The sequence below is a fragment of the Amycolatopsis sp. lyj-90 genome (assembly GCF_046549035.1).
GTDB lineage: Bacteria > Actinomycetota > Actinomycetes > Mycobacteriales > Pseudonocardiaceae > Amycolatopsis.
This window is the reverse complement of the sequence record NZ_JAJPWP010000010.1, coordinates 78,182-98,480: the sequence shown is the minus strand read 5'-3', so window position 1 is coordinate 98,480 and position 20,299 is coordinate 78,182. Positions and strand designations below refer to the sequence as shown.

At 67.0% G+C, this 20,299-nt stretch carries 13 protein-coding genes; all 13 read right to left on the bottom strand.

Annotation, left to right across the window (positions count from 1 at the left end; genetic code table 11):
• Positions 1–16 precede the first annotated feature (16 nt).
• Positions 17–3,928 (bottom strand): DNA-directed RNA polymerase subunit beta', encoded by a 3,912-nt coding sequence (locus tag ACLJPX_RS33465; RefSeq protein WP_410604418.1) that lies wholly within the window; start codon positions 3,926–3,928, stop codon positions 17–19.
• An 89-nt stretch (positions 3,929–4,017) separates the two neighbouring features.
• On the bottom strand, positions 4,018–7,518 hold the full coding sequence (locus ACLJPX_RS33460; protein WP_101612150.1) for a DNA-directed RNA polymerase subunit beta: 3,501 nt from the start codon (positions 7,516–7,518) through the stop codon (positions 4,018–4,020).
• A gap of 940 nt (positions 7,519–8,458) precedes the next feature.
• Entirely contained in the window at positions 8,459–9,424 is a 966-nt protein-coding gene (locus tag ACLJPX_RS33455; RefSeq protein ID WP_410604607.1) for a hypothetical protein, read from the bottom strand.
• 84 nt (positions 9,425–9,508) lie between these two features.
• Complete coding sequence (locus ACLJPX_RS33450) at positions 9,509–10,030, bottom strand: hypothetical protein (protein WP_410604417.1); 522 nt, start codon at positions 10,028–10,030, stop codon at positions 9,509–9,511.
• A gap of 31 nt (positions 10,031–10,061) precedes the next feature.
• Positions 10,062–11,327, bottom strand: a complete 1,266-nt coding sequence (locus tag ACLJPX_RS33445) for an MCE family protein (RefSeq protein WP_410604416.1) — start codon at positions 11,325–11,327, stop codon at positions 10,062–10,064.
• Positions 11,327–12,535, bottom strand: coding sequence for an MCE family protein (locus tag ACLJPX_RS33440; protein WP_410604415.1), 1,209 nt, complete (start codon positions 12,533–12,535; stop codon positions 11,327–11,329). Before ACLJPX_RS33440 ends, ACLJPX_RS33445 begins: the two co-directional genes overlap by 1 nt.
• Entirely contained in the window at positions 12,535–13,713 is a 1,179-nt protein-coding gene (locus ACLJPX_RS33435; RefSeq protein WP_410604414.1) for an MCE family protein, read from the bottom strand. Before ACLJPX_RS33435 ends, ACLJPX_RS33440 begins: the two co-directional genes overlap by 1 nt.
• Entirely contained in the window at positions 13,710–14,696 is a 987-nt protein-coding gene (locus ACLJPX_RS33430) for an MCE family protein (RefSeq protein WP_410604413.1), read from the bottom strand. Before ACLJPX_RS33430 ends, ACLJPX_RS33435 begins: the two co-directional genes overlap by 4 nt.
• Positions 14,693–15,724 (bottom strand): MCE family protein, encoded by a 1,032-nt coding sequence (locus ACLJPX_RS33425; RefSeq protein ID WP_410604412.1) that lies wholly within the window; start codon positions 15,722–15,724, stop codon positions 14,693–14,695. The genes ACLJPX_RS33430 and ACLJPX_RS33425 overlap by 4 nt, the downstream gene beginning before the upstream one ends.
• Positions 15,725–15,893: 169 nt before the next feature.
• Positions 15,894–17,237 carry an MCE family protein gene (locus ACLJPX_RS33420; protein WP_410604411.1) on the bottom strand — a complete coding sequence of 448 codons (1,344 nt, stop codon included), beginning with the start codon at positions 17,235–17,237 and terminating at the stop codon, positions 15,894–15,896.
• Positions 17,234–18,070: an MlaE family ABC transporter permease gene (locus ACLJPX_RS33415; protein WP_101612143.1), complete on the bottom strand. Its 837-nt coding sequence runs from the start codon at positions 18,068–18,070 to the stop codon at positions 17,234–17,236. The genes ACLJPX_RS33420 and ACLJPX_RS33415 overlap by 4 nt, the downstream gene beginning before the upstream one ends.
• A 3-nt stretch (positions 18,071–18,073) precedes the next feature.
• Positions 18,074–18,826: an MlaE family ABC transporter permease gene (locus tag ACLJPX_RS33410; protein ID WP_101612142.1), complete on the bottom strand. Its 753-nt coding sequence runs from the start codon at positions 18,824–18,826 to the stop codon at positions 18,074–18,076.
• A 38-nt stretch (positions 18,827–18,864) separates the two neighbouring features.
• Complete coding sequence (locus tag ACLJPX_RS33405) at positions 18,865–20,034, bottom strand: ABC transporter ATP-binding protein (protein ID WP_410604410.1); 1,170 nt, start codon at positions 20,032–20,034, stop codon at positions 18,865–18,867.
• Between the last annotated feature and the right edge of the window lie 265 nt (positions 20,035–20,299).

Here is a 20,299-nt window from a genome sequence, read left to right as displayed (position 1 = left end):
GTGAAGCGGGGGTGGATCAGCGGAAGTCGCGGCCGAAGTCGTAATCGTCCAGCGGAACCGCGGCACCCGGGGTGGAGCCGAAGACATCCGGGGTGTAGTAGCCGTCGTCGTAGGACGGGATCGCGTAAGCGGCGACCCGCGCCTCCTCGGTCGGCTGCACCTGGATGTTGCGGTACTTGTTGATCCCGGTACCGGCCGGGATCAGCTTACCGATGATCACGTTCTCCTTGAGGCCCACGAGCCTGTCCGAACGGCCGTTGATGGCCGCGTCGGTCAGAACACGCGTGGTCTCCTGGAACGAGGCCGCCGACAGCCACGAGTCCGTGGTCAGCGAGGCCTTCGTGATCCCCATCAGCACCGGGCGACCCGAAGCCGGCTCGCCACCCTCGGCGACCGACGCACGGTTCTTCGCCTCGAACTTGGTCCGCTCGGGCAGCTCGCCCGGCAGGAAGTCCGTGGCACCGGAGTCGATGATCGTCACGCGGCGCAGCATCTGCCGCACGATGACCTCGATGTGCTTGTCGTGGATCGACACACCCTGCGCCCGGTACACCTTCTGGACCTCGTCCACCAGGTGCATCTGCGCCTCGCGCGGCCCCATGACCCGCAGGACCTCGTGCGGGTCCGGCGTGCCTTCGAGCAGCTGCTGACCGACGTTGACGCGGTCACCGTCGCCCAGCGGGCCGTTCGGGGTGTTCGCGAGCCGCTGACGCTTGGACAGCTTGTCGAAGACGATCTCTTCGCTGCCGTCGTCCGGGATCAGCGTGATCTTCCAGAACCGCTCGCTCTCCTCGATGCGCACACGGCCATCGACGTCGGCGATCGGCGCCTTGCCCTTCGGGACCCGGGCCTCGAACAGCTCCTGGACACGGGGCAGACCGGTCGTGATGTCGTCACCGGCGACACCACCCTGGTGGAACGTACGCATCGTCAGCTGCGTACCCGGCTCACCGATCGACTGGGCCGCGACGATACCCACGGCCTCGCCGACGTCGACGAGCTGACCGGTCGCCATGGACCGGCCGTAACAGGTGGCGCAGATACCGACGGCCGACTCACAGGTCAGCACCGAACGCACCTTGACCTTGGAGATCCCGCTCGAGATGAGCTTGTCCAGGGCCGGGTCGCCGATGTCGTCACCGGCGTTGAGCACGACGTTGCCCTTGGCGTCGACCGCGTCGGTCGCCAGGTTCCGCGCGTACACGCTGGTCTCGACGTGCTGGTCACGCAGGACCTTGCCGTCGCCGATGTCCTCACCGATCGGCATGTTGATGCCGCGGGTGGTGCCACAGTCGACCTCGCGGACGATGACGTCCTGCGACACGTCCACCAGACGACGGGTCAGGTAACCCGAGTCGGCGGTACGGAGCGCCGTGTCCGCCAGACCCTTACGGGCACCGTGCGTCGCGATGAAGTACTCCGCCACCGACAGGCCTTCACGGAAGTTGGCCTTGATCGGACGCGGGATGTACTCACCCTTCGGGTTCGACACCAGACCACGCATACCGGCCAGCGACCGGACCTGCGTCATGTTGCCCGCCGCGCCCGACTTCACGATCATCGCGATCGGGTTGTCGTCCGGCAGCGCCGTCTCCATGATCTTGTGGACCTCTTCGGTGGCCTGCGTCCACACCTTGACGAGCTCGTTGTTGCGCTCGGTGTGCGACAGCTGACCACGCTGGTACCGCTTCTCGACCTGGTCGGCCTTGCCTTCGTACTCGTCCAGAATGGCTTTCTTGCCCGTCGGGACCAGCACGTCGGAGATCGCGACCGTGACACCCGAACGGGTCGCCCAGTAGAAACCGGCGTCCTTCAGGCGGTCCAGGGTCTGCGCGACCTGGGTCATCGAGTACCGCTCGGCGAGGTCGTTCACGATCAGGGCCTGACGCTTCTTCGGCATCGGCTCGTTGATGAACGGGTAGTCCGCCGGCAGCAGCTCGTTGAACAGCACGCGGCCAAGGGTGGTCTCGGCCAGCCAAGCCTTGCCCGGCTCCCAGCCCTTCTCCGCGAGCGCCGCTTCGTCGGCCTTGGCGGGCTGACGGTCGACGATGCGGATCTTGACCGGGGCGTGCAGGCTCAGCGCCTTGAGGTCGTACGCCATGATCGCTTCGGCGGGCGAGGAGTACGCGTTGCCGGCACCCTCCGCCTTCTCGGTGAGCCGGGTCAGGTGGAACAGACCGGTCACCATGTCCAGACGCGGCATGGCGAGCGGGCGGCCCGACGCCGGCGAAAGGATGTTGTTCGCCGACAGCATCAGGATGCGGGCCTCGGCCTGCGCCTCCGCGGAAAGCGGGAGGTGCACGGCCATCTGGTCACCGTCGAAGTCCGCGTTGAACGCTTCACAGACCAGCGGGTGCAGCTGGATGGCCTTGCCTTCGACCAGCTGCGGCTCGAAGGCCTGGATACCGAGGCGGTGCAGGGTCGGCGCACGGTTCAGCATCACCGGGTGACCGGTGATTACCTCTTCGAGCACGTCCCACACCTGCGGGCGCGAGCGCTCCACCATCCGCTTGGCGGACTTGATGTTCTGCGCGTGGTTCAGGTCGACCAGCCGCTTCATGACGAACGGCTTGAACAGCTCGAGCGCCATGTCCTTCGGCAGACCGCACTGGTGAAGCTTCAGCTGCGGGCCGACGATGATGACGGAACGGCCGGAGTAGTCGACACGCTTGCCGAGCAGGTTCTGACGGAACCGGCCCTGCTTGCCCTTGAGCAGATCGGACAGCGACTTCAGCGGGCGGTTACCGGGACCGGTGACCGGGCGGCCGCGGCGGCCGTTGTCGAACAGCGCGTCGACGGCCTCCTGCAGCATCCGCTTCTCGTTGTTGACGATGATCTCGGGCGCGCCGAGGTCGATCAGCCGCTTCAACCGGTTGTTGCGGTTGATGACCCGGCGGTAGAGGTCGTTCAGGTCGGAGGTGGCGAACCGGCCACCGTCGAGCTGGACCATCGGGCGCAGGTCCGGCGGGATCACCGGGACGGCGTCGAGCACCATGCCGCGCGGGTCGTTTCCGGTCATCTGGAAGGCCGCGACGACCTTGAGCCGCTTCAGCGCGCGGAGCTTCTTCTGCCCCTTGCCGTTGCGGATGGTGTCGCGCAGGTTGTCGGCCTCCGCCGAGACGTCGAACTCGGCGGCCAGCTTCTGGATGGCCTCCGCGCCCATGCCGCCGGTGAAGTACTCGCCGTAGCGGTCGATGAGCTCGCGGTAGAGCAGCTCGTCGGCGATCAGCTGACGGACGTCGAGCTTGGTGAAGGTCGTCCAGACCTCCTCGAGACGGTCCAGCTCGCGACCGGCGCGGTCACGCAGCTGACGCATCTCGCGCTCGCCGCCTTCCTTGACCTTGCGGCGGACGTCGGACTTGGCGCCCTCCGCCTCCAGCTCGGCCAGGTCGGCTTCCAGCTTCTGCGCCCGTGCCTCGATGTCCGCGTCACGCTTGGTCTCGAGGTTCTTGCGCTCGACGCCGATCTCGTTCTCGAGGGTCGGCAGGTCGTTGTGCCGCAGCTCGGTGTTCACACCGGTGATCACGTAGGCCGCGAAGTAGATGATCTTCTCGAGGTCCTTCGGCGCCAGGTCCAGCAGGTAGCCGAGGCGGGAAGGAACACCCTTGAAGTACCAGATGTGGGTGACGGGGGCGGCCAGCTCGATGTGGCCCATCCGCTCACGGCGCACCTTGGCGCGGGTGACCTCGACGCCACAGCGCTCGCAGATGATGCCCTTGAAGCGGACCCGCTTGTACTTACCGCAGTAGCACTCCCAGTCCCGGGTCGGGCCGAAGATCTTCTCGCAGAAGAGGCCGTCCTTCTCGGGCTTGAGCGTCCGGTAGTTGATGGTCTCCGGCTTCTTGACCTCACCGAAGGACCACTGACGAATGTCGTCGGCGGTGGCGAGACCGATGCGGAGCTCATCGAAGAAGTTGACGTCCAGCACGTCTTTGCATCCCCTTGGGGTTGAGTCGACTAGAGGGGTTGGCGGTCGAGGCGGGACCCACGGGAGGCAGGCCCCGCCTCGGACAGCCGTCAGTGCACGACGTCGTCCACCGAGGGCGACTCGTTGCGGGACAGGTTGATGCCGAGGTTGGCGGCGGCGCGCTCGAGGTCCTCGTCGTCGGAGTCGCGCATCTCGATCGCGGCGCCGTCGCTGGACAGCACCTCGACGTTGAGGCAGAGCGACTGGAGCTCCTTCAGGAGCACCTTGAACGACTCGGGGATACCCGGCTCGGGGATGTTCTCCCCCTTGACGATCGCCTCGTACACCTTCACGCGGCCGACCACGTCGTCCGACTTGATGGTGAGGAGCTCCTGCAGGGTGTATGCGGCGCCGTACGCCTGCATCGCCCAGCACTCCATCTCACCGAAGCGCTGGCCACCGAACTGCGCCTTACCACCCAGCGGCTGCTGCGTGATCATCGAGTACGGACCGGTCGACCGGGCGTGGATCTTGTCGTCGACGAGGTGGTGCAGCTTCAGGATGTACATGTAGCCGACCGCGACCGGGTACGGGTACGGCTCGCCGGAGCGGCCGTCCAGCAGCGTGGCCTTGCCGTTCTGCTTCACCATGCGCTCACCGTCACGGTTCGGCTTGGTGGCACCGAGCAGGCCGGTCAGCTCGTCTTCCTTGGCACCGTCGAACACCGGGGTGGCGGTGTTCGTGCCGGGGTCGACGTCGTACAGCTCCTCGTTGAGGTTCTTCGCCCAGTCGGGGTTGCCCTCGATCTTCCAGCCCTGCGACGCCAGCCAGCCCAGGTGGAGTTCCAGGACCTGGCCGATGTTCATACGACGCGGGACACCGTGGGTGTTCAGGATGATGTCGACGGGCGTGCCGTCCTCCATGAACGGCATGTCCTCGGCGGGGAGGATCTTGCCGATGACACCCTTGTTCCCGTGGCGGCCGGCGAGCTTGTCGCCCGGCTGGATCTTCCGCTTCTGGGCCACGTAGACGCGGACCAGTTCGTTGACGCCCGGGGGCAGCTCGTCGTCGTCCTCGCGCGAGAACACGCGGATGCCGATGACCTTGCCGGTCTCGCCGTGCGGCACCTTCAGCGAGGTGTCGCGGACTTCACGGGCCTTCTCACCGAAGATCGCGCGGAGCAGGCGCTCTTCCGGGGTCAGCTCGGTCTCGCCCTTGGGCGTGACCTTGCCGACCAGGATGTCGCCGTCGCGGACCTCGGCACCGATGCGGATGATGCCGCGCTCGTCGAGGTCGGCCAGGACCTCCTCGGAGACGTTCGGGATGTCCCGGGTGATCTCCTCGGCGCCCAGCTTGGTGTCGCGGGCGTCGATCTCGTGCTCCTCGATGTGGATCGACGTGAGCACGTCGTCCTGCACCAGGCGCTCCGAGAGGATGATCGCGTCCTCGTAGTTGTGGCCCTCCCACGGCATGACCGCGACGAGCAGGTTCTTGCCGAGCGCCATCTCACCGTTCTCGGTGGACGGGCCGTCGGCGATGACCTGACCCTGCTCGACCCGGTCACCCTCGTTGACGATCGGGCGGTGGTTGAAGCAGGTGCCGTGGTTGGAGCGACGGAACTTGTACAGTCCGTAGCTCTTCCGCGTGCCGTCGTCGTGCATGATCGTGATCAGGTCGGCCGAGAGCTCCTCGACGACACCGGACTGCTCGGCGACGAGCACGTCACCGGCGTCGACCGCGGCACGCAGCTCCACCCCGGTGCCGACGTACGGCGCCTGGTTGCGGAGCAGCGGAACGGCCTGACGCTGCATGTTCGCGCCCATCAGCGCGCGGTTCGCGTCGTCGTGCTCGAGGAACGGGATCATCGCCGTCGCGACCGAGACCATCTGCCGCGGCGAGACGTCCATGTAGTCCACGTCGAGCGGGTCGATCAGCTCGACCTCGCCGCCCTTCTTACGGACCAGGACGCGGTCTTCGACGAAGGTGCCGTCGTCCGAGATCGGCGCGTTGGCCTGCGCCTTCACGAACCGGTCTTCCTCGTCCGCGGTGAGGTAGTCGACCTGGTCGGTGACACGGCCCTCGACGACCTTGCGGTACGGGGTCTCGATGAAACCGAACGGGTTGACCCGCGCGTACGAGCAGAGCGAACCGATCAGGCCGATGTTCGGGCCTTCCGGCGTCTCGATCGGGCACATGCGGCCGTAGTGCGACGGGTGGACGTCACGGACCTCCATGCCGGCGCGCTCACGCGACAGACCACCGGGGCCGAGGGCGGACAGACGACGCTTGTGCGTCAGCCCCGACAGCGGGTTGTTCTGGTCCATGAACTGCGACAGCTGCGAAGTACCGAAGAACTCCTTGATCGCCGCCACGACGGGACGGATGTTGATCAGGGTCTGCGGCGTGATCGCCTCGACGTCCTGCGTGGTCATCCGCTCGCGGACGACGCGCTCCATCCGGGACAGACCCACGCGGATCTGGTTCTGGATGAGCTCGCCGACGGTGCGGAGACGACGGTTGCCGAAGTGGTCGATGTCGTCGGTCTCGACCGGGATGGTCTGGTCGCCGATGGTGACCTTGTCCTCGCCGGCGTGCAGCCGGACCAGGTACTCGATCGTCGAGACGATGTCCTCTTCGGTCAGCGTCCCGGTGTCGTACGGCGTGGTGAGGGCGAGCTTCTTGTTGACCTTGTACCGGCCGACCTTGGCGAGGTCGTAGCGCTTCGGCTTGAAGAACAGGTTCTCCAGCAGCGTCTGCGCGCTTTCCTTGGTGGGGGGTTCGCCCGGGCGCAGCTTGCGGTAGATGTCGAGCAGCGCCTCGTCGGTGCCGGCGGTGTGGTCCTTCTCGAGGGTGGCGAGCAGCGTCTCCGAGAAGGAGAAACGCTCGCGGATCGCCTCGGTGGTCCAGCCCAGCGCCTTCAGCAACACGGTCACCGGCTGGCGGCGCTTGCGGTCGATGCGGACGCCGACGGTGTCGCGCTTGTCGACGTCGAACTCGAGCCAGGCACCCCGGCTCGGGATCACGCGGACGTTGAAGACGTCCTTGTCGGTGGTCTTGTCGACACTGCTGTCGAAGTACACACCGGGCGAACGGACCAGCTGGGACACGACGACACGCTCGGTGCCGTTGATGACGAAGGTGCCCTTGTCGGTCATCACCGGGAAGTCGCCCATGAAGACCGTCTGGCTCTTGATCTCGCCGGTGTTGTTGTTCACGAACTCGGCGGTCACGAACAGCGGGGCCGCGTACGTCATGTCCTTGTCCTTGCACTCCTCGACGGAGGCCTTGACCTCGTCGAAGCGCGGGTCGGAGAAGGACAGCGACATGGATCCGGAGAAGTCTTCGATCGGCGAGATCTCGTTGAGGACCTCTTCCAGGCCGCCGACCGGGTTTTCTTCACCTTCTTCGACGCGGCGTTCGAACCACGCCTCGTCGCCGGTGAACCATTCGAAAGACCTGATCTGCACGTCGAGCAGGTTCGGGGTGCTGAGCGGCTCGCGAATCTTTGCGAAGGAGACCCGTTTGGGGGCTCCCGGGATTCCCGTGGACTCCGAGCGAGATACAGCCGAGGTGGTCGCAGCAGTGGCCTGGTTCGCGGGAGAGACTGCCAAGATGCGTCCTTCCGGGGACAATGAGCGGTGAGCAGCCGCGTCAGCAACAGCTGATGCGGACTGTCAAGGGTGCCGTGTGCCCACTATCCTAACTACCGGCTCCGGGCAGCCTGAAAGAGGGCAGCGCAAAGAAGCAGTCTAGCCCGAACGTCACGGTATGTCCAGGGGGCGCTCCTGACGGGGCCCAGCCTGCGTCGCAACGTCTTCAGGTATGCCTCTCCTCGGCCTCCCCGTGGCTATCCCTCCCGCAAGGGCGCCGCCGGTTCTCACCGTTGGCAGTAAGCGTGACCCCACAGGGGCTCTGAGTCAAGATGCCGCGCGGTGGTCCCGCCGGTTGGCGCAGCGTGGAAGAGGTCCCGCGCAGGGGCCTTCACAGGACGATCATCCTGGTTACCGACCGGTACCCGCAGGTGACGGCGTTGGGGCGCCGACCTGCGTTTAGCGGGCAAATCGCGACCCGTCCGGCGGGGTGTACCGGAGAGTCACCGGGTCGGGGGCGGGGCGCTCTGAGGCCCGTGGGGGCCTGTGGCGGCTGTGGCCGGTGGGTTCGTTGGTGCGGCACACAGGGAGGGGCTCAGATCGCGTTTAGGGGGCTAAACGCGACGCGTCCTGGGGCTGGAGGGGAGGTGGCGGGGGCTGGGGGTGTGAGTGGCGGTTCGGGTCGCCGCGTCGGGCCCTGTGCAAGCACGGTGCTTGCGCGTGAAGGCCCCGCGGCTCAGCCGAGGAACTCGCCACTCACTACCGACCCGACCCCGATGCGGCACCGGCGCTCCCGCCCGTCCGGATCGCGTTTAGCCCGCTAAAGGCGACGTGGCGGTCACGGAGGGGGCGGAAAGCCGTGAAGGCCTCCTTGAGGGACTCAGGGTCCCTCAAGGAGGCCTTCACGGACCGGACCGAGCGGGGCTGACCGGATCGCGATTAGGGGGCTAAACGCAGGTCGCTACTTGGAGGGGGCCGGGGAGGCGGGCGGGGCCGGGGAGGCCGCCGGGTTGGGCGGAGCGGCGTAGGTGTTCATCGCCGTGATCTTCCACTTGTCGCCCTGCAGCTCCGCGTTCAAATGCAGCTGCGCGCTCCCGGCGGTGGTCTTGTTCGTGTCGGCCCGCGTCGAGCTCTGGTCGACGAACACCATCACGTCGGCCCGTTCGCCTTCCAGCCGGATGACGGCACTGCGGGTGACCTTGCAGGTCACGACCATCTTCTGCTGCGGGGCCAGTCGCTTGACCTCGCCCATCAGCAGGTTGTACTTCGCCCGCACATCGTCGTTGACCAGCAGATCGCCCGCCGCGGTCTCGGTCTTCGCGATGTTGTTGTAGTCGTACGAGAACAGCGCTTCGGTCGCCTTCGCGACCTGGTCCTTGACCTGCGCGGTCTTCGCGACGTCCAGCAGCGCCGTGTTGTCCGTCGAGCTGGACACGTCGTCGGCCTGGATTTTGAAGAGCACCGCGGTCGCGGCCAGCAGCAGCCCGACGACGACCAGCGCTCCCGCCAGGATCAGCTGGCGGGAGCCCGGCTTCTTCTCGGACTCCGAAGACTCCGAAGCCTCAGAGTCCTCGGAAGCGGCCTCGGCTTCGGCCTCTTCGATGTCGTCCGGCTTCGCCTCGGCGACCGCCCGGGTCTTCGCCCGCGGGCTCGGCTTCGCGACGACCTCGTCTTCAGGCTCCTCGACCTCTACAGGCTCCTCTTCAGGAGCCTCGACGACAGCCACCTCAGGCTCAACCTCGGGTTCAACAGCGACCTCAGGGACCTCGACAGGCTCAGGCGAAGGACGCGGAGCAGGCCGCGGCGACGGACGGCGAACCGGCGCCGGCTTCGCCACCGGCGTTTCGTCGACCTCGACCTCCACCTCGGCGGCGGAAGCGGGAGCCTCGTCGGCGGGAGACGCGCCTGGCCGGCGCAGACCGGCCACCCGGGGGCGGCGCACCGGCGGAGTGCTGCGAGGGGGCTGGCGGCGGGAGGGGGGCACTACGAGGCTCCGTTCTAGGTGACGCTCTTACTGACCGGCCGCGACGAGGGGCACGTTGTCGATCCCGGACAGCTTCCACTCATCGCCGACCCGGGTCATCGAGACCTCCAGGCGCAGCGCCTTCGAGCTCGCCTTGTCGCCCTGGGTGACCTGGGTGGTGATGGCGGCGAGGAAGCTCGCCTTGCCCTCGTGGTCGTCGAGTTCCTCGACGGCGATGTCCTGGATCGTGGTCGCGACCTTGGTCTTCGCGTCGCCGAGTGCCTTGCGGTAGGTCGGCTCCAACTGGGCCAGCTGTTGGCCCATCTTCTCGTCGGAGACGGCCTTCTGCCGGTTGAAGAACTCATCGAGCTTCTCGAAGTCGACCTCGGTGTACGCCTTGATCGCGGTGCCGCCCGCCTTGACGACGTCGTCCCGCGAGCGCGCCAGGTCGGCGTTGTCGTCCGAAGCGGCTACCGCCCACTGGACACCGAAGATCGCCGCGGCGACGAAGGCCGCCAGCGCGAACGCCGCCGCCCCCAGGACCAGGGTCCGCGATCGAGAAGAACTCATGACACTCCAGGGTAGGTAAACGGTCTCGGGCTCAGCCGGGCAGGCCCAGCAGCGAGCCGAGGCTGGCCAGGCTGACGCCCGGGCTCTGCAGGACGCTCGGCATGCCCTGCGCCGCCCGCAGCGCGGCCAGTTCCTCGGCCGACCGGCCCGCGTTCGCGGCGACTTCGCCCTGCGACGGGATCTGCGGGACCCCGTTGTACGGCACGTTCTGCGAACCGCGCACGTTGATCGGGCTGCCCTTCGGCTCGGCGCAGTACGCGTCGTCCTTCGGCGGCCGAACCGACGTGTCGGTGCCTTCGCGGTACTTGTCGAGGCCGATGTAGCCCTTGGTGCACGAAGGCGGGTTGAACAGGTTGAGCGCGAGGCCCAGGTGCGCGGTGCCGTCCTTGGCGACGCTGTTCGCGCCGGCGGCCAGCAGCGGATAGGTCACCAGGCCCTGCTCCAGCCCGTCGAGCCGGGTCACCAGCAGGTTCGACGTCGTGAGCAGGTTCGCGGTCAGCGCGCCCAGCCCCGGTCCCGCTTCCGCCAGCACCTCGCTGATCTGGGTCGCCACCTGCGGGGTGATCCCGATCAGCTTCCGGATGTCGGCGTCGGAGTTCTTCAGCGTGCCGGACAGCTTGTTCAGATCGGCGCTGAACGACTTCATCGAACTCGCCAGGTCGTTCTGCGTGTCGAGGACCTGCCCGCCCTTTTCCAGCAGCTGGATGGTCTGCGGCAGGTACTCCTGGGCCGTGGTGGTGAAGCTGCGCGCGGTGTCGAGCAGCGTCTGCAGGTCCGGACCGGTGCCGTTGAAGGCGTTGTACGACTCGTCGACGACCTTGCGCAGCGAGTCCGTCGGGACCGAAGCCGCGAGGCTGTCGAGGTCACCGATGAGCTGCTCGGTGGGCACAGGCGTCTTGACCTTGTCCGCGGGGATGACCGAACCCGGCTTCAGGAACGGCCCCTTCTCGCTCTTGGGCCGCAGGTCGACGAACTGCTCGCCGACCGCGGACCGGTTCGCGACCACGGCGTCCAGATCGGCGGGCACCTGCGGGGCGTCCGGCGCGAGGTTGAGGTCGGCTTCCAGCCCCGTCTTGGTGAGGCGCAGTTCGCCGACGCGGCCGATGTTGAAGCCGCGGTAGGTGACTTCGGCGTTCTGGAAGATGCCGCCCGACTGCTTGAGTTCGAGCTTGACCGTGTAGCCCTCGTCGCCGAACACCTGGCCGAGACCGGCGAACCGGATCAGCGCGTACACGATGGCGACCACGGAAATGATCGCGAAGGCGACCAGCTGGAGCTTCGTCCTACGGACCAGCATCAGCCCGCACCTCCCGAGAGCAGGCCGAAGATCCCGGCGGGTCCGGTCTGTTGCGGCTGTCCGCCGCCCTGTGGCACGCCCGTCTGGCCGCCTGCCTGAGTACCGCCGACGCTGTCGGGGATCGGCAGCGGCGGGTTCACGCCCGGCCCCTCGGTCCCGCCGGTCAGCCCCGGCACCGGGATGACGTCCTGGAGCGGGTTCTGCCGGCTGCGGCCGAGGTTCGCGAGGATCTCCTTGAGGTTCAGATCGACCTTCGCGAACAGGTTGAAGTAGTCGCCCTTGACGCCGTCGTAGGACGCGTCGCTGAACGGGAAGGTCAGCAGGATCTCGAGCGCCTTGGGCAGATCCGCCCCGGTTTCGCCGAGCTTCTGCAGTGTCGGCTGCAGTGCCTTGAGGTCCGCGACGAGGTCTTCCTTGCTCTTGTTCACCGTGTCGATGGCGACGCCGGAGAGGCTGTCGAGCGCGTTGAGCATGGTCACCAGCTGACCCCGCTGCTGCTCCAGCACGCCGAGGCCGGGGCCCAGGTTGTCGACCGCGCCGACCAGCTTGTCCTTCTGGCCGTTCAAGGTCGAGGAGAGCCGGTTCAGCCCGTCGAGCGCCCGCGTGATGTTCGCGGACTGCTTGTCCAGGTTCGTCACCAGCTGGTTCGTGTTGTTCAGCAGCGCCTTGAGTTCCGGCGACCGGCCGCTCGTGGCGTTGTTGAGTTCCTTGGTGATGGTGTTGAGCTGTTCCACGCCACCGCCGTTGAGCAGCAGCGAAAGGGCACCGAGGAGCTCCTCGACCTCGACGCTGCGGTTCGTGCGGGCCAGCGGGATCACCGCGTTGTCGGCGAGCTTGCCCTGGCCGTCGACGGGAGCGGCCAGTTCGACGTACTTCTCACCGAGAAGGCTCGATTGCCGCACGTTGGCCAGCGCGTTCGCCGGCAGCTTCACATCCCCGTTGACCCGCAGGGTGACCTCGGCGTTCCAGCCGTCCTGCGTCAGCCCGATCGCCTCGACGCGGCCGATGGACACCTCGTTGACCTTGACCCCGGCCTGCGGGGTCAAGTCCAGGACGTCCCGGAACTGCACCTTGACCGTGTACGGGTGGTCGCCGAGTTCCGCGCCACCGGGCAGCGGGATGTCGTAGATGCCGCTGAACCCGCAGCCGCTCAACGTCAGCGCGGCGACGGTTCCGGCGGCCGCGAGGGCCAGTTTCCTGCAGCGCATCACTTCACCGCCGATCCGTAGAGCTGTCCCGCGATGGGCAGCGGAAGCGGCGGCAGCTGGCCTGCCTGCGCGGACTGGATCACCTGCGCGATCGACGGCAGCGGCACCAGCCCGTCGACCAGCCCGGCGATCCCCTTGCACGCGTCACCCAGCGCGTCGAGCGCCTCCGGGGTCTGCTTGAGCAGGTTGCACACCATCACCAGCGGCGGCTGGGTGAGCTCGTTCAGGTTCGCCCGCGCGTCGAGCGTGCCCGACGAGGCGTTGTACGTGTTGACCAGGTTCCCGAGGCCGACCGGGGCGACGTCGAGGATCTCGGCGAGCGCGCCGCGCTGGTCCACGAGCACCTTGGTCACACTGGCCAGCTTGTCCACATTGGACTTGAGCCGGTCGCGGTTCTTCTCGATGAACCCCTGCACCGCGGTGAGCGTGTCCGACAGCTGCTTCACCGTGGCCGCGAGGTTCTCCCGCTCCCCCGCGAGGAAACCGCTGACGTCGGCGAGCTGCCGCTCGAAGTCGCGGACCTGCGAGTCGCTGTTCACCAGCGTCTGAGAGAAGGAGCCGAGGTTCTCGACGGTCTTGAACAGGTCGTCCTTGTTGCCGGACAACGTGCCCGCGGCCTGGCCGAGTTTGGTGATCGTGTCGTGCAGTGCCTGCCCGTTGCCGTCGAAGTTCTTCGCGGCGGTGTCGACCAGGTTCGACAGCGAACCGTTCTTGTTGGCGCCGTTGGGGCCGAGCGATTTGCTGACCCGCGAAAGGCTGGCGGCGAGTTCGTCGACCTCGAGGGGGACCTCGGTGCGGTCGAGGCCGATGACGGCGCCGTCCTCGATCCGCGGACCGCCCTTGTAGGCCGGGGCGAGCTGGACGTAGCGGTCGCTGACCAGCGACGGCGACACGATGATCGCCTTCGCGTCCGCGGGCACCGCCACCGAACGGTCGTATTCGAGATCGACGCGGACCTGGTCGCCCTGCGGCTGGATCTTGGTGATGGTGCCCATGTCGACGCCGAGCATTCGGACGCTGTTGCCCTCGTAAAGACCGACGGTACCGGCGAAGTAGGCGGTCAGGTGGTTGCGGCCGGCGTCCTTGAGCGTCCACCACAGCGCGCCGGCGACGACCAGCGCGAGCACGATCGCGATGGTGAAGCCGCGGGCGAGACCTTCTCCGAGACGGGTACTCATTTGTCGTAGCACCCCTTCTCGTTGATCGGCCCGAACGACGGGAGGACCAGGCCGCAGATGTAGTTGTCGAACCAGCGGCCGTTGCCGATCGTGTTGGTGAACACCCGGATGAACGGCGCGAACCGCGCGACGCCCTGGCCGAGGGCGTCCTGGTTGCGCTGCAGCATCGAGGTCAGCTGGTCGAGCTGGGTGAGCACCGGGTCGAGCTGCGCGTCGTTGTCGTCGACCAGGCCCTTCAGCTGGGTGGCCAGGTTGCGCGAACCGTCCAGCAGCGCGGAGATCGCGTCCTTGCGGCGCGACACCTCCCCGAGCAGCTTGTTGCCGTCGGCGAGCAGCTTCTGGAACTCGGCATCCCGGTCGACCAGCGTCTGCGAGACCTGCCGAGTGTTCGCGAGCAGGGTCGAAAGCTGCGTGTCGCGCGAAGCGATCGTGTCCGAGAGGCGTGAGAGGCCGCTCAGTGCGCCCTTCACGTCGGCCGGGGTGTCGGCGAAGGTCTCCGAGATGACGTCGAAGCTCTTCGCCAGCTGCGTGGTGTCGATGTCGTCGACGGTCCGCGACAGCCCGCGGAACGCGTCGATGACGTCGAACGGCGACATCGTCCGGTCACGCGGGATGGTCACGCCCGGGTCCAGCGTGCGCTGCCCCTGCGGATCCAGCGCCAGGTACTTCTGGCCGAGCACGGTCTTGATCTTGATCGCCGCGCTGGTCTTGTCGCCCAGCCAGGCGTCCTTGACCTTGAAGGAGATCTTGACCTTGTCGCCGTCGAGCTTGATCTCGGAGACCTTGCCGACCTTCACCCCGGCGACGCGGACGTCGTTGTCCTCCTGCAGGCCCGAAGTCTCGGAGAAGTCGGCGCTGTAGGTCGTCCCACCGCCGATCACAGGCAGGTCCTCGGAGTTGAGCGCGGCGAGGAAACCGAGCAGCAACACCGAAACGCCGACCAGCGCGATCGGGATCGGATTGCGTTTCTGGAACGACTTCATGCCGTGCACCTCGCCCGGTTGACCGGCAGCAGCGGCAGGTTGATCGGCTCGTTGATCAGCGGAGGCAGGGCGACGGCTCCTGTCAGTTCACAGGCGAAGAAGTTGAACCAGGAGCCGTAGTCGGCGGTGCGGGTCAGCGCGGTCACCTTCTGCGGCAGGAACTGGATGAAGTGCTCGATGATCGGCTGGCTGTCGTTGAGGTTCTTCGTCAGCGTGCCGAGCGCCGCGATGTCCTGCTTGAGCGGCTCGCGGGCTTCGCCGAGCAGCCCGGACGTCGTCTGCGCCAGATTCCCGAGCGAGTCGATGGCGTCGCCGATCGGCTCGCGGTCCGCGGCCAGCCCGGAGACCAGCTGCTGCAGTTTGACGATCAGGTCGTTCAGCTGCGGCGTATGCGCGTTGACCGTGTCGAGCACCGAGTTCAGGTTGTCGATGACCTCACCGATCACCTGGTCCTTGTCGGAGATCGTGGTCGCCAGCGACGCGGTGTGCTGCAGCAGGCTTTCGATCGTGCCGCCTTCACCCTGCAGGACCTGGATGACCTCGTAGGACAGCTTGTTGATGTCGTCCGGGTTGAGCGCGGTGAACAGCGGCTTGAACCCGTTGAACAGCTGCGTCAGATCGAGCGCCGGCGTGGTCCGCTCCAGCGGGATGTTCCCACCCGGTGCCAGCGTCTTGCCGGAGGAGTCGGTGCCCTGCCCGAGCGAAAGGTAGCGCTGGCCGACCAGGTTCCGGAACTTGATCTGCGCGGTCACCCCGGCGGGCAGTTTGCGGCCGGCGTCCACCTCGAACTCGATCTCGGCCTGGCGCCGGTCGACGATGCGGACCTCCTTGACCTGCCCGACCCGGACGCCGGCGATGCGGACGTCGTCGTTGGGCAGCACCAGGGTCGCGTCGCTGAAGCGCGCCTTGTAGGCGGTGGTGCTGGTGGTGTTGATGTTGGCGATGCTGATCCCGAGGATCGTCGTGAACAGCACGGTGACCACGACGAAGGCGCAGAGCTTGATCAGCGGTGCGAGCAAACCCCTCATGCCTTCCCCCCGTCTGCGCGCGATCGCGATCGCGCAGCCAGGCCGCGCCTACCAGCCACAACCGGCGGTCGCGCGGAAAGGGCGGCCTGCCTCCGCGATAGCGAGGCCTCCGGCCAGAACGCGCGCGTGTCGATCACCTTTTCGACAAGGGGAGCAACTCCCATTCCAGTCATCGGACGTGCACCTCCGCTCCCCGGTAGAGCGGACCGACGAGCAGCGAGCCCCAGCCGGGCACGTCCGAGGCGGACATGCCGACCTGCGGGGCGACCAGCTGCGCGAGGAAGTCCGACTCCGACGTGCTGAAGGTCGGGTTACCGGCGGGCGCGCCGCCGCCGTTGCCGTTGTAACCGCCGAAGTTCGCGAAGTTGTTGGACGGCGAGAGACCGTCGTTGGTCGACCGGGCGGGGGCCTTGTGCGTGGTGCCGTCCTGGATCGGGCCGTCCGGCGGGTCCTGCGGGAACGGGTCCGGGAACTGCTTGAGGTCGTAGCAGCGCGGGCCGCGTTTGTCCTCGAACTTCGGCTCGTCCTTGCCGGGCAGGTACGGGCCGCGGTTGACGGTGATCTCGATGGTCGCGTGCAGACCGGGCCGGTTGGTGCCCTTGCCCAGCGCCTGGTCGATCTTCGGCAGGACGTCGGCCATCTGCCCGATCACGCACGGGTACTCCGGCGCGTACTTCGCCAGCAGTTCCGCCGTCGGGCGGGCGCTGTCGGCGAGACGGATGAGGTTGTCGCCGTTGTTCTGCAGGAAGGTCTGCAGATCGACCGAAGCCTGGGTGACGCTGCCGTAGAGGTTCTGCAGGTTCAGCTTCTGGTCCACCACGGTGCGCGTGGTGGTGCTCAGGTTGTCCAAGGTCTGCACCAGATCCGGGGCGACGGCGTTGAGGTTGTCCGAGAACTCCGCCAGCTCCTTGAGGTTCCGCTGGAGCTGGGGCTCGTGCGGGTTCAGGTCGCCGACGTACGTGCCGAGCTGGGCGAGGGTGTCGCCGAGCTGGTCACCGCGGCCGTTGAGCGCGGTGGAGATCGCCGAGAGCGTGCTCGAAAGCTTCTGCGGCTGGACGGCCTGGAGCACCGGCATCAGATGGGCGAAGGCCTGCTCCAGTTCGACCGCGCTGGACGTGCGGTCCTGGGTGATCACGTCGCCCTCGGCGATCGTCTTCACCGAAGGGGCGTCCGGGATTTCGAGGGAAACGAAACGCTCACCGAACAACGTCTTCGGCAGGAATCGCGCGGAAACGTTCTGGGGGATCAGTTTCGCCGACTCCGGATTCAGCGCGAGCGTGAGTTCGGCGCCGTCCGGCGTCGCGGCGATGTCCTTCACCGAACCGACGATGAGACCGCGGACCTTCACGTCGGACTGCTTCAGCAGCTGGTTCCCGATGCTGCTCGACTGGAGCTTCACACTCACCACGGGGGTGAACGCCTTTTCGTACAGCGCGATGCTCAGCGCCACTCCGCCGATGAGCACGGCGACAAGCAGCAGGCCCAGCAGCCTCCGCCGGACTGTCGCGATCATCCTGCGATCCTCACCGTGACGTCGGTTCCCCAGATCGCGAAACCGATGAAGAAGTTCATGACGGACACCGTGACGATGCTCAGCCGGACCGCCTTGCCGACGGCCACACCGACACCGGCCGGGCCACCGGTGGCCCGGTAACCGAAATAGCAATGGGACAGGATGATCAAGACGCTGAACAACAGCACCTTGATGAACGAATAGAGCACATCCTGTGGAGGTAGGAAGAGGTCGAAGTAATGGTCGTAGGTACCCGCTGACTGGTTGTAGATGTAGATAACGACCAACCGGGACGCCAGATACGAACTCAGCAGGCCGATGACGTACAGCGGGATGACCGCGACGAAACCGGCGATGATCCGCGTGGTCACCAGGTACGGCAGGCTCGGCACGCCCATGACCTCGAGCGCGTCGATCTCCTCGGAGATCCGCATCGCGCCCAGCTGGGCGGTGAACCCGGCGCCGACCGTCGCCGACAGCGCGAGGCCCGCGACCAGCGGCGCGATCTCACGGGTGTTGAAGAACGCGGTCAGGAACCCGGTGAAGGCCGAGGTGCCGATCGAGTTCAGCGCCGAGTAGCCCTGAAGGCCGACGAGGACACCGGTGAACAGCGTCAGGCCGACCATCACGCCGACCGTGCCGCCGATGACCGCGAGCGAGCCGGAACCGAAGCTCACCTCGGCCAGCAACCGCAGGACCTCTTTCATGTAGCGGCGCAATGTCCGCGGCGTCCACAGCAAAGCGCGGCCGTAGAAGGACATCTGGTCGCCGAGGTTGTCCAGTGTCTGCAAAGGACGGTTGGCGATCCGCTTGGCGCCCTGGAGGAAGGTCATGCGTCAGTCCAGCTTTCCGGGCACGATCTGCAGGTAGATCAGCGTGATCACGAAGTTCACCACGAACAGCATGAGGAACGTGATGACCACAGCCTGGTTCACCGCGTCCCCGACGCCCTTCGGGCCGCCGGACGGGTTCAGTCCCCGGTAGGAGGCGACGACCGCGGCGATGAAGCCGAAGATCAGCGCCTTCAGCTCGCCGACCCAGAGGTCGGGAAGCTGGGCCAGTGCGGAGAAGCTCGCCAGGTACGCGCCCGGCGTCCCGCCCTGGAGGACGACGTTGAAGAAGTAGCCGCCGAGCACGCCGATGACGCTGACCATGCCGTTCAGCAGGAGCGCCACCAGCATCATCGCGAGCACGCGCGGCACGATCAGCCGCTGCACCGCGGAGACGCCGAGCACCTCCATGGCGTCGATCTCTTCACGGATCGTCCGCGCGCCGATGTCGGCGCAGACGGCGCTACCGCCGGCGCCCGCGACCAGCAGCGCGGTGACCAGCGGACTGGCCTGCTGCACGGTGGCGAGCACCGACCCGGCGCCCGTGTAGGACTGGGCGCCGAGCTGGCGGGCGAGCGAACCGAACTGCAGCGAGATGACCGCGCCGAACGGGATCGCGACGAGCGCCGTCGGCAGGATCGTGACGCTCGCGATGAACCAGGCCTGCTGGATGAACTCCCGCAGCTGGAACGGGCGCTGGAAGATGCCACGAACGATGTCGAGGCCGAGAGCGAACAGGTTCCCGGTCTCGCGCAACATGCCGATGCCGGGAATCTTCGCCGATGAAGCGGGAGAGCTCACGCGCCACCTGACCCCGGATCATGTGGCCGCATGCGGTGGTTGCCCGGTCTCCCCGGATGCGGGATGGAGGCGACCTGGTCGTCGGGCAGCTGCCCCTGGTGGTGGTTCGGCATGGAGCCGTCACTCTGCTGTGAACGGTGTCCCGCGGCGGCGAGGCGCTGCGGGCGGACGCCGTAGTGCTGCTGCTCCTCCGGGGAGAGCGACTCGATGATGCTCTGCTGGGCTTCGTGCGGGAGACCGCCGAGGATCTGCATGACGCGGTCCTTGCGGCGGACCGCGCCCATCCGCGTCGGCACGCCGGGCGTCGGCTGCATCTGCGGCGGCACCCCGCTGACGTCCTCGACACCGCCCGAGTGGTGACCGGCCTCGAACATGGCGCGCTCGGCGGCGAGCTGGGCCGAGTCCTTTTCCTCGCTCATGCCGATGGGGCCGTCCATCTTGCCGTTGAGGAACTGCTTGACGACCGGCTCCTCGCTGGTCAGTAGCACCTCGCGCGGACCGAACATGACCAGTTCCTTGCGGAAGAGCATGCCCAGGTTGTCCGGGACGGTGCGGGCGAGGTTGATGTTGTGCGTGACGATCAGGAACGTCGCGTCGATCTGCGCGTTGACGTCCAGGAAGAGCTGGGAGATGTAGGTGGTGCGGACCGGGTCGAGGCCGGAGTCCGGCTCGTCGACCAGGATGATCTGCGGGTCCAGCACCAGGGCGCGGGCGAGGCCGGCGCGCTTGCGCATACCGCCGGAGATCTCGCCGGGCAGCTTCTTGTCGGCGCCGTTGAGACCGGTCATCTCGAGCTTCTCGAGCACGATCCGGCGGACCTCGGTCTCCGACTTCTTCGTGTGCTCCCGCAGGGGGAACGCCACGTTGTCGTAGAGGTTCATCGAGCCGAAGAGCGCGCCGTCCTGGAAAAGGACGCCGAAGAGCTTGCGCACCTCGTAGAGCTGGTGTTCGGAGCACGTCACGATGTCGACGCCGTTGATCATGCACCGGCCCTTGTCGGGCTTGAGCAGACCGATCATCGACTTCAAGAAGACGGACTTACCGGTTCCGGACGGACCGAGCATCGCCGAAACCTCGCCCGGAGGCAGGGTCAGCGTGACGTCCCGCCAGATGGCCTGCTTACCGAAGGACTTGCTCAGACCTTCGATGACCACCTCGGCACCCATCGCACCTCCAGGAGCTGTTCCGCGTCGTCGCGCACTGCCTTCCCGTCCCACTGGCTCGGGAGGGCGCATGCGTCCGCGCAGCGATACCCGCGTCAACCAGGTGCAACGAGCTGAGTGCGAACAGGTTACTCACCAGTTTTCTTTTCTGGCCAGACCCGCGGGTAACTTTTCGCGCAGCCCGCTCCGGCCCGTGCACCGCTAGCGGCACCGTAGTGCACGTCACCCCACAGCGCAGATCCACAACTCGGCCCGTTCCCAGGTCGGG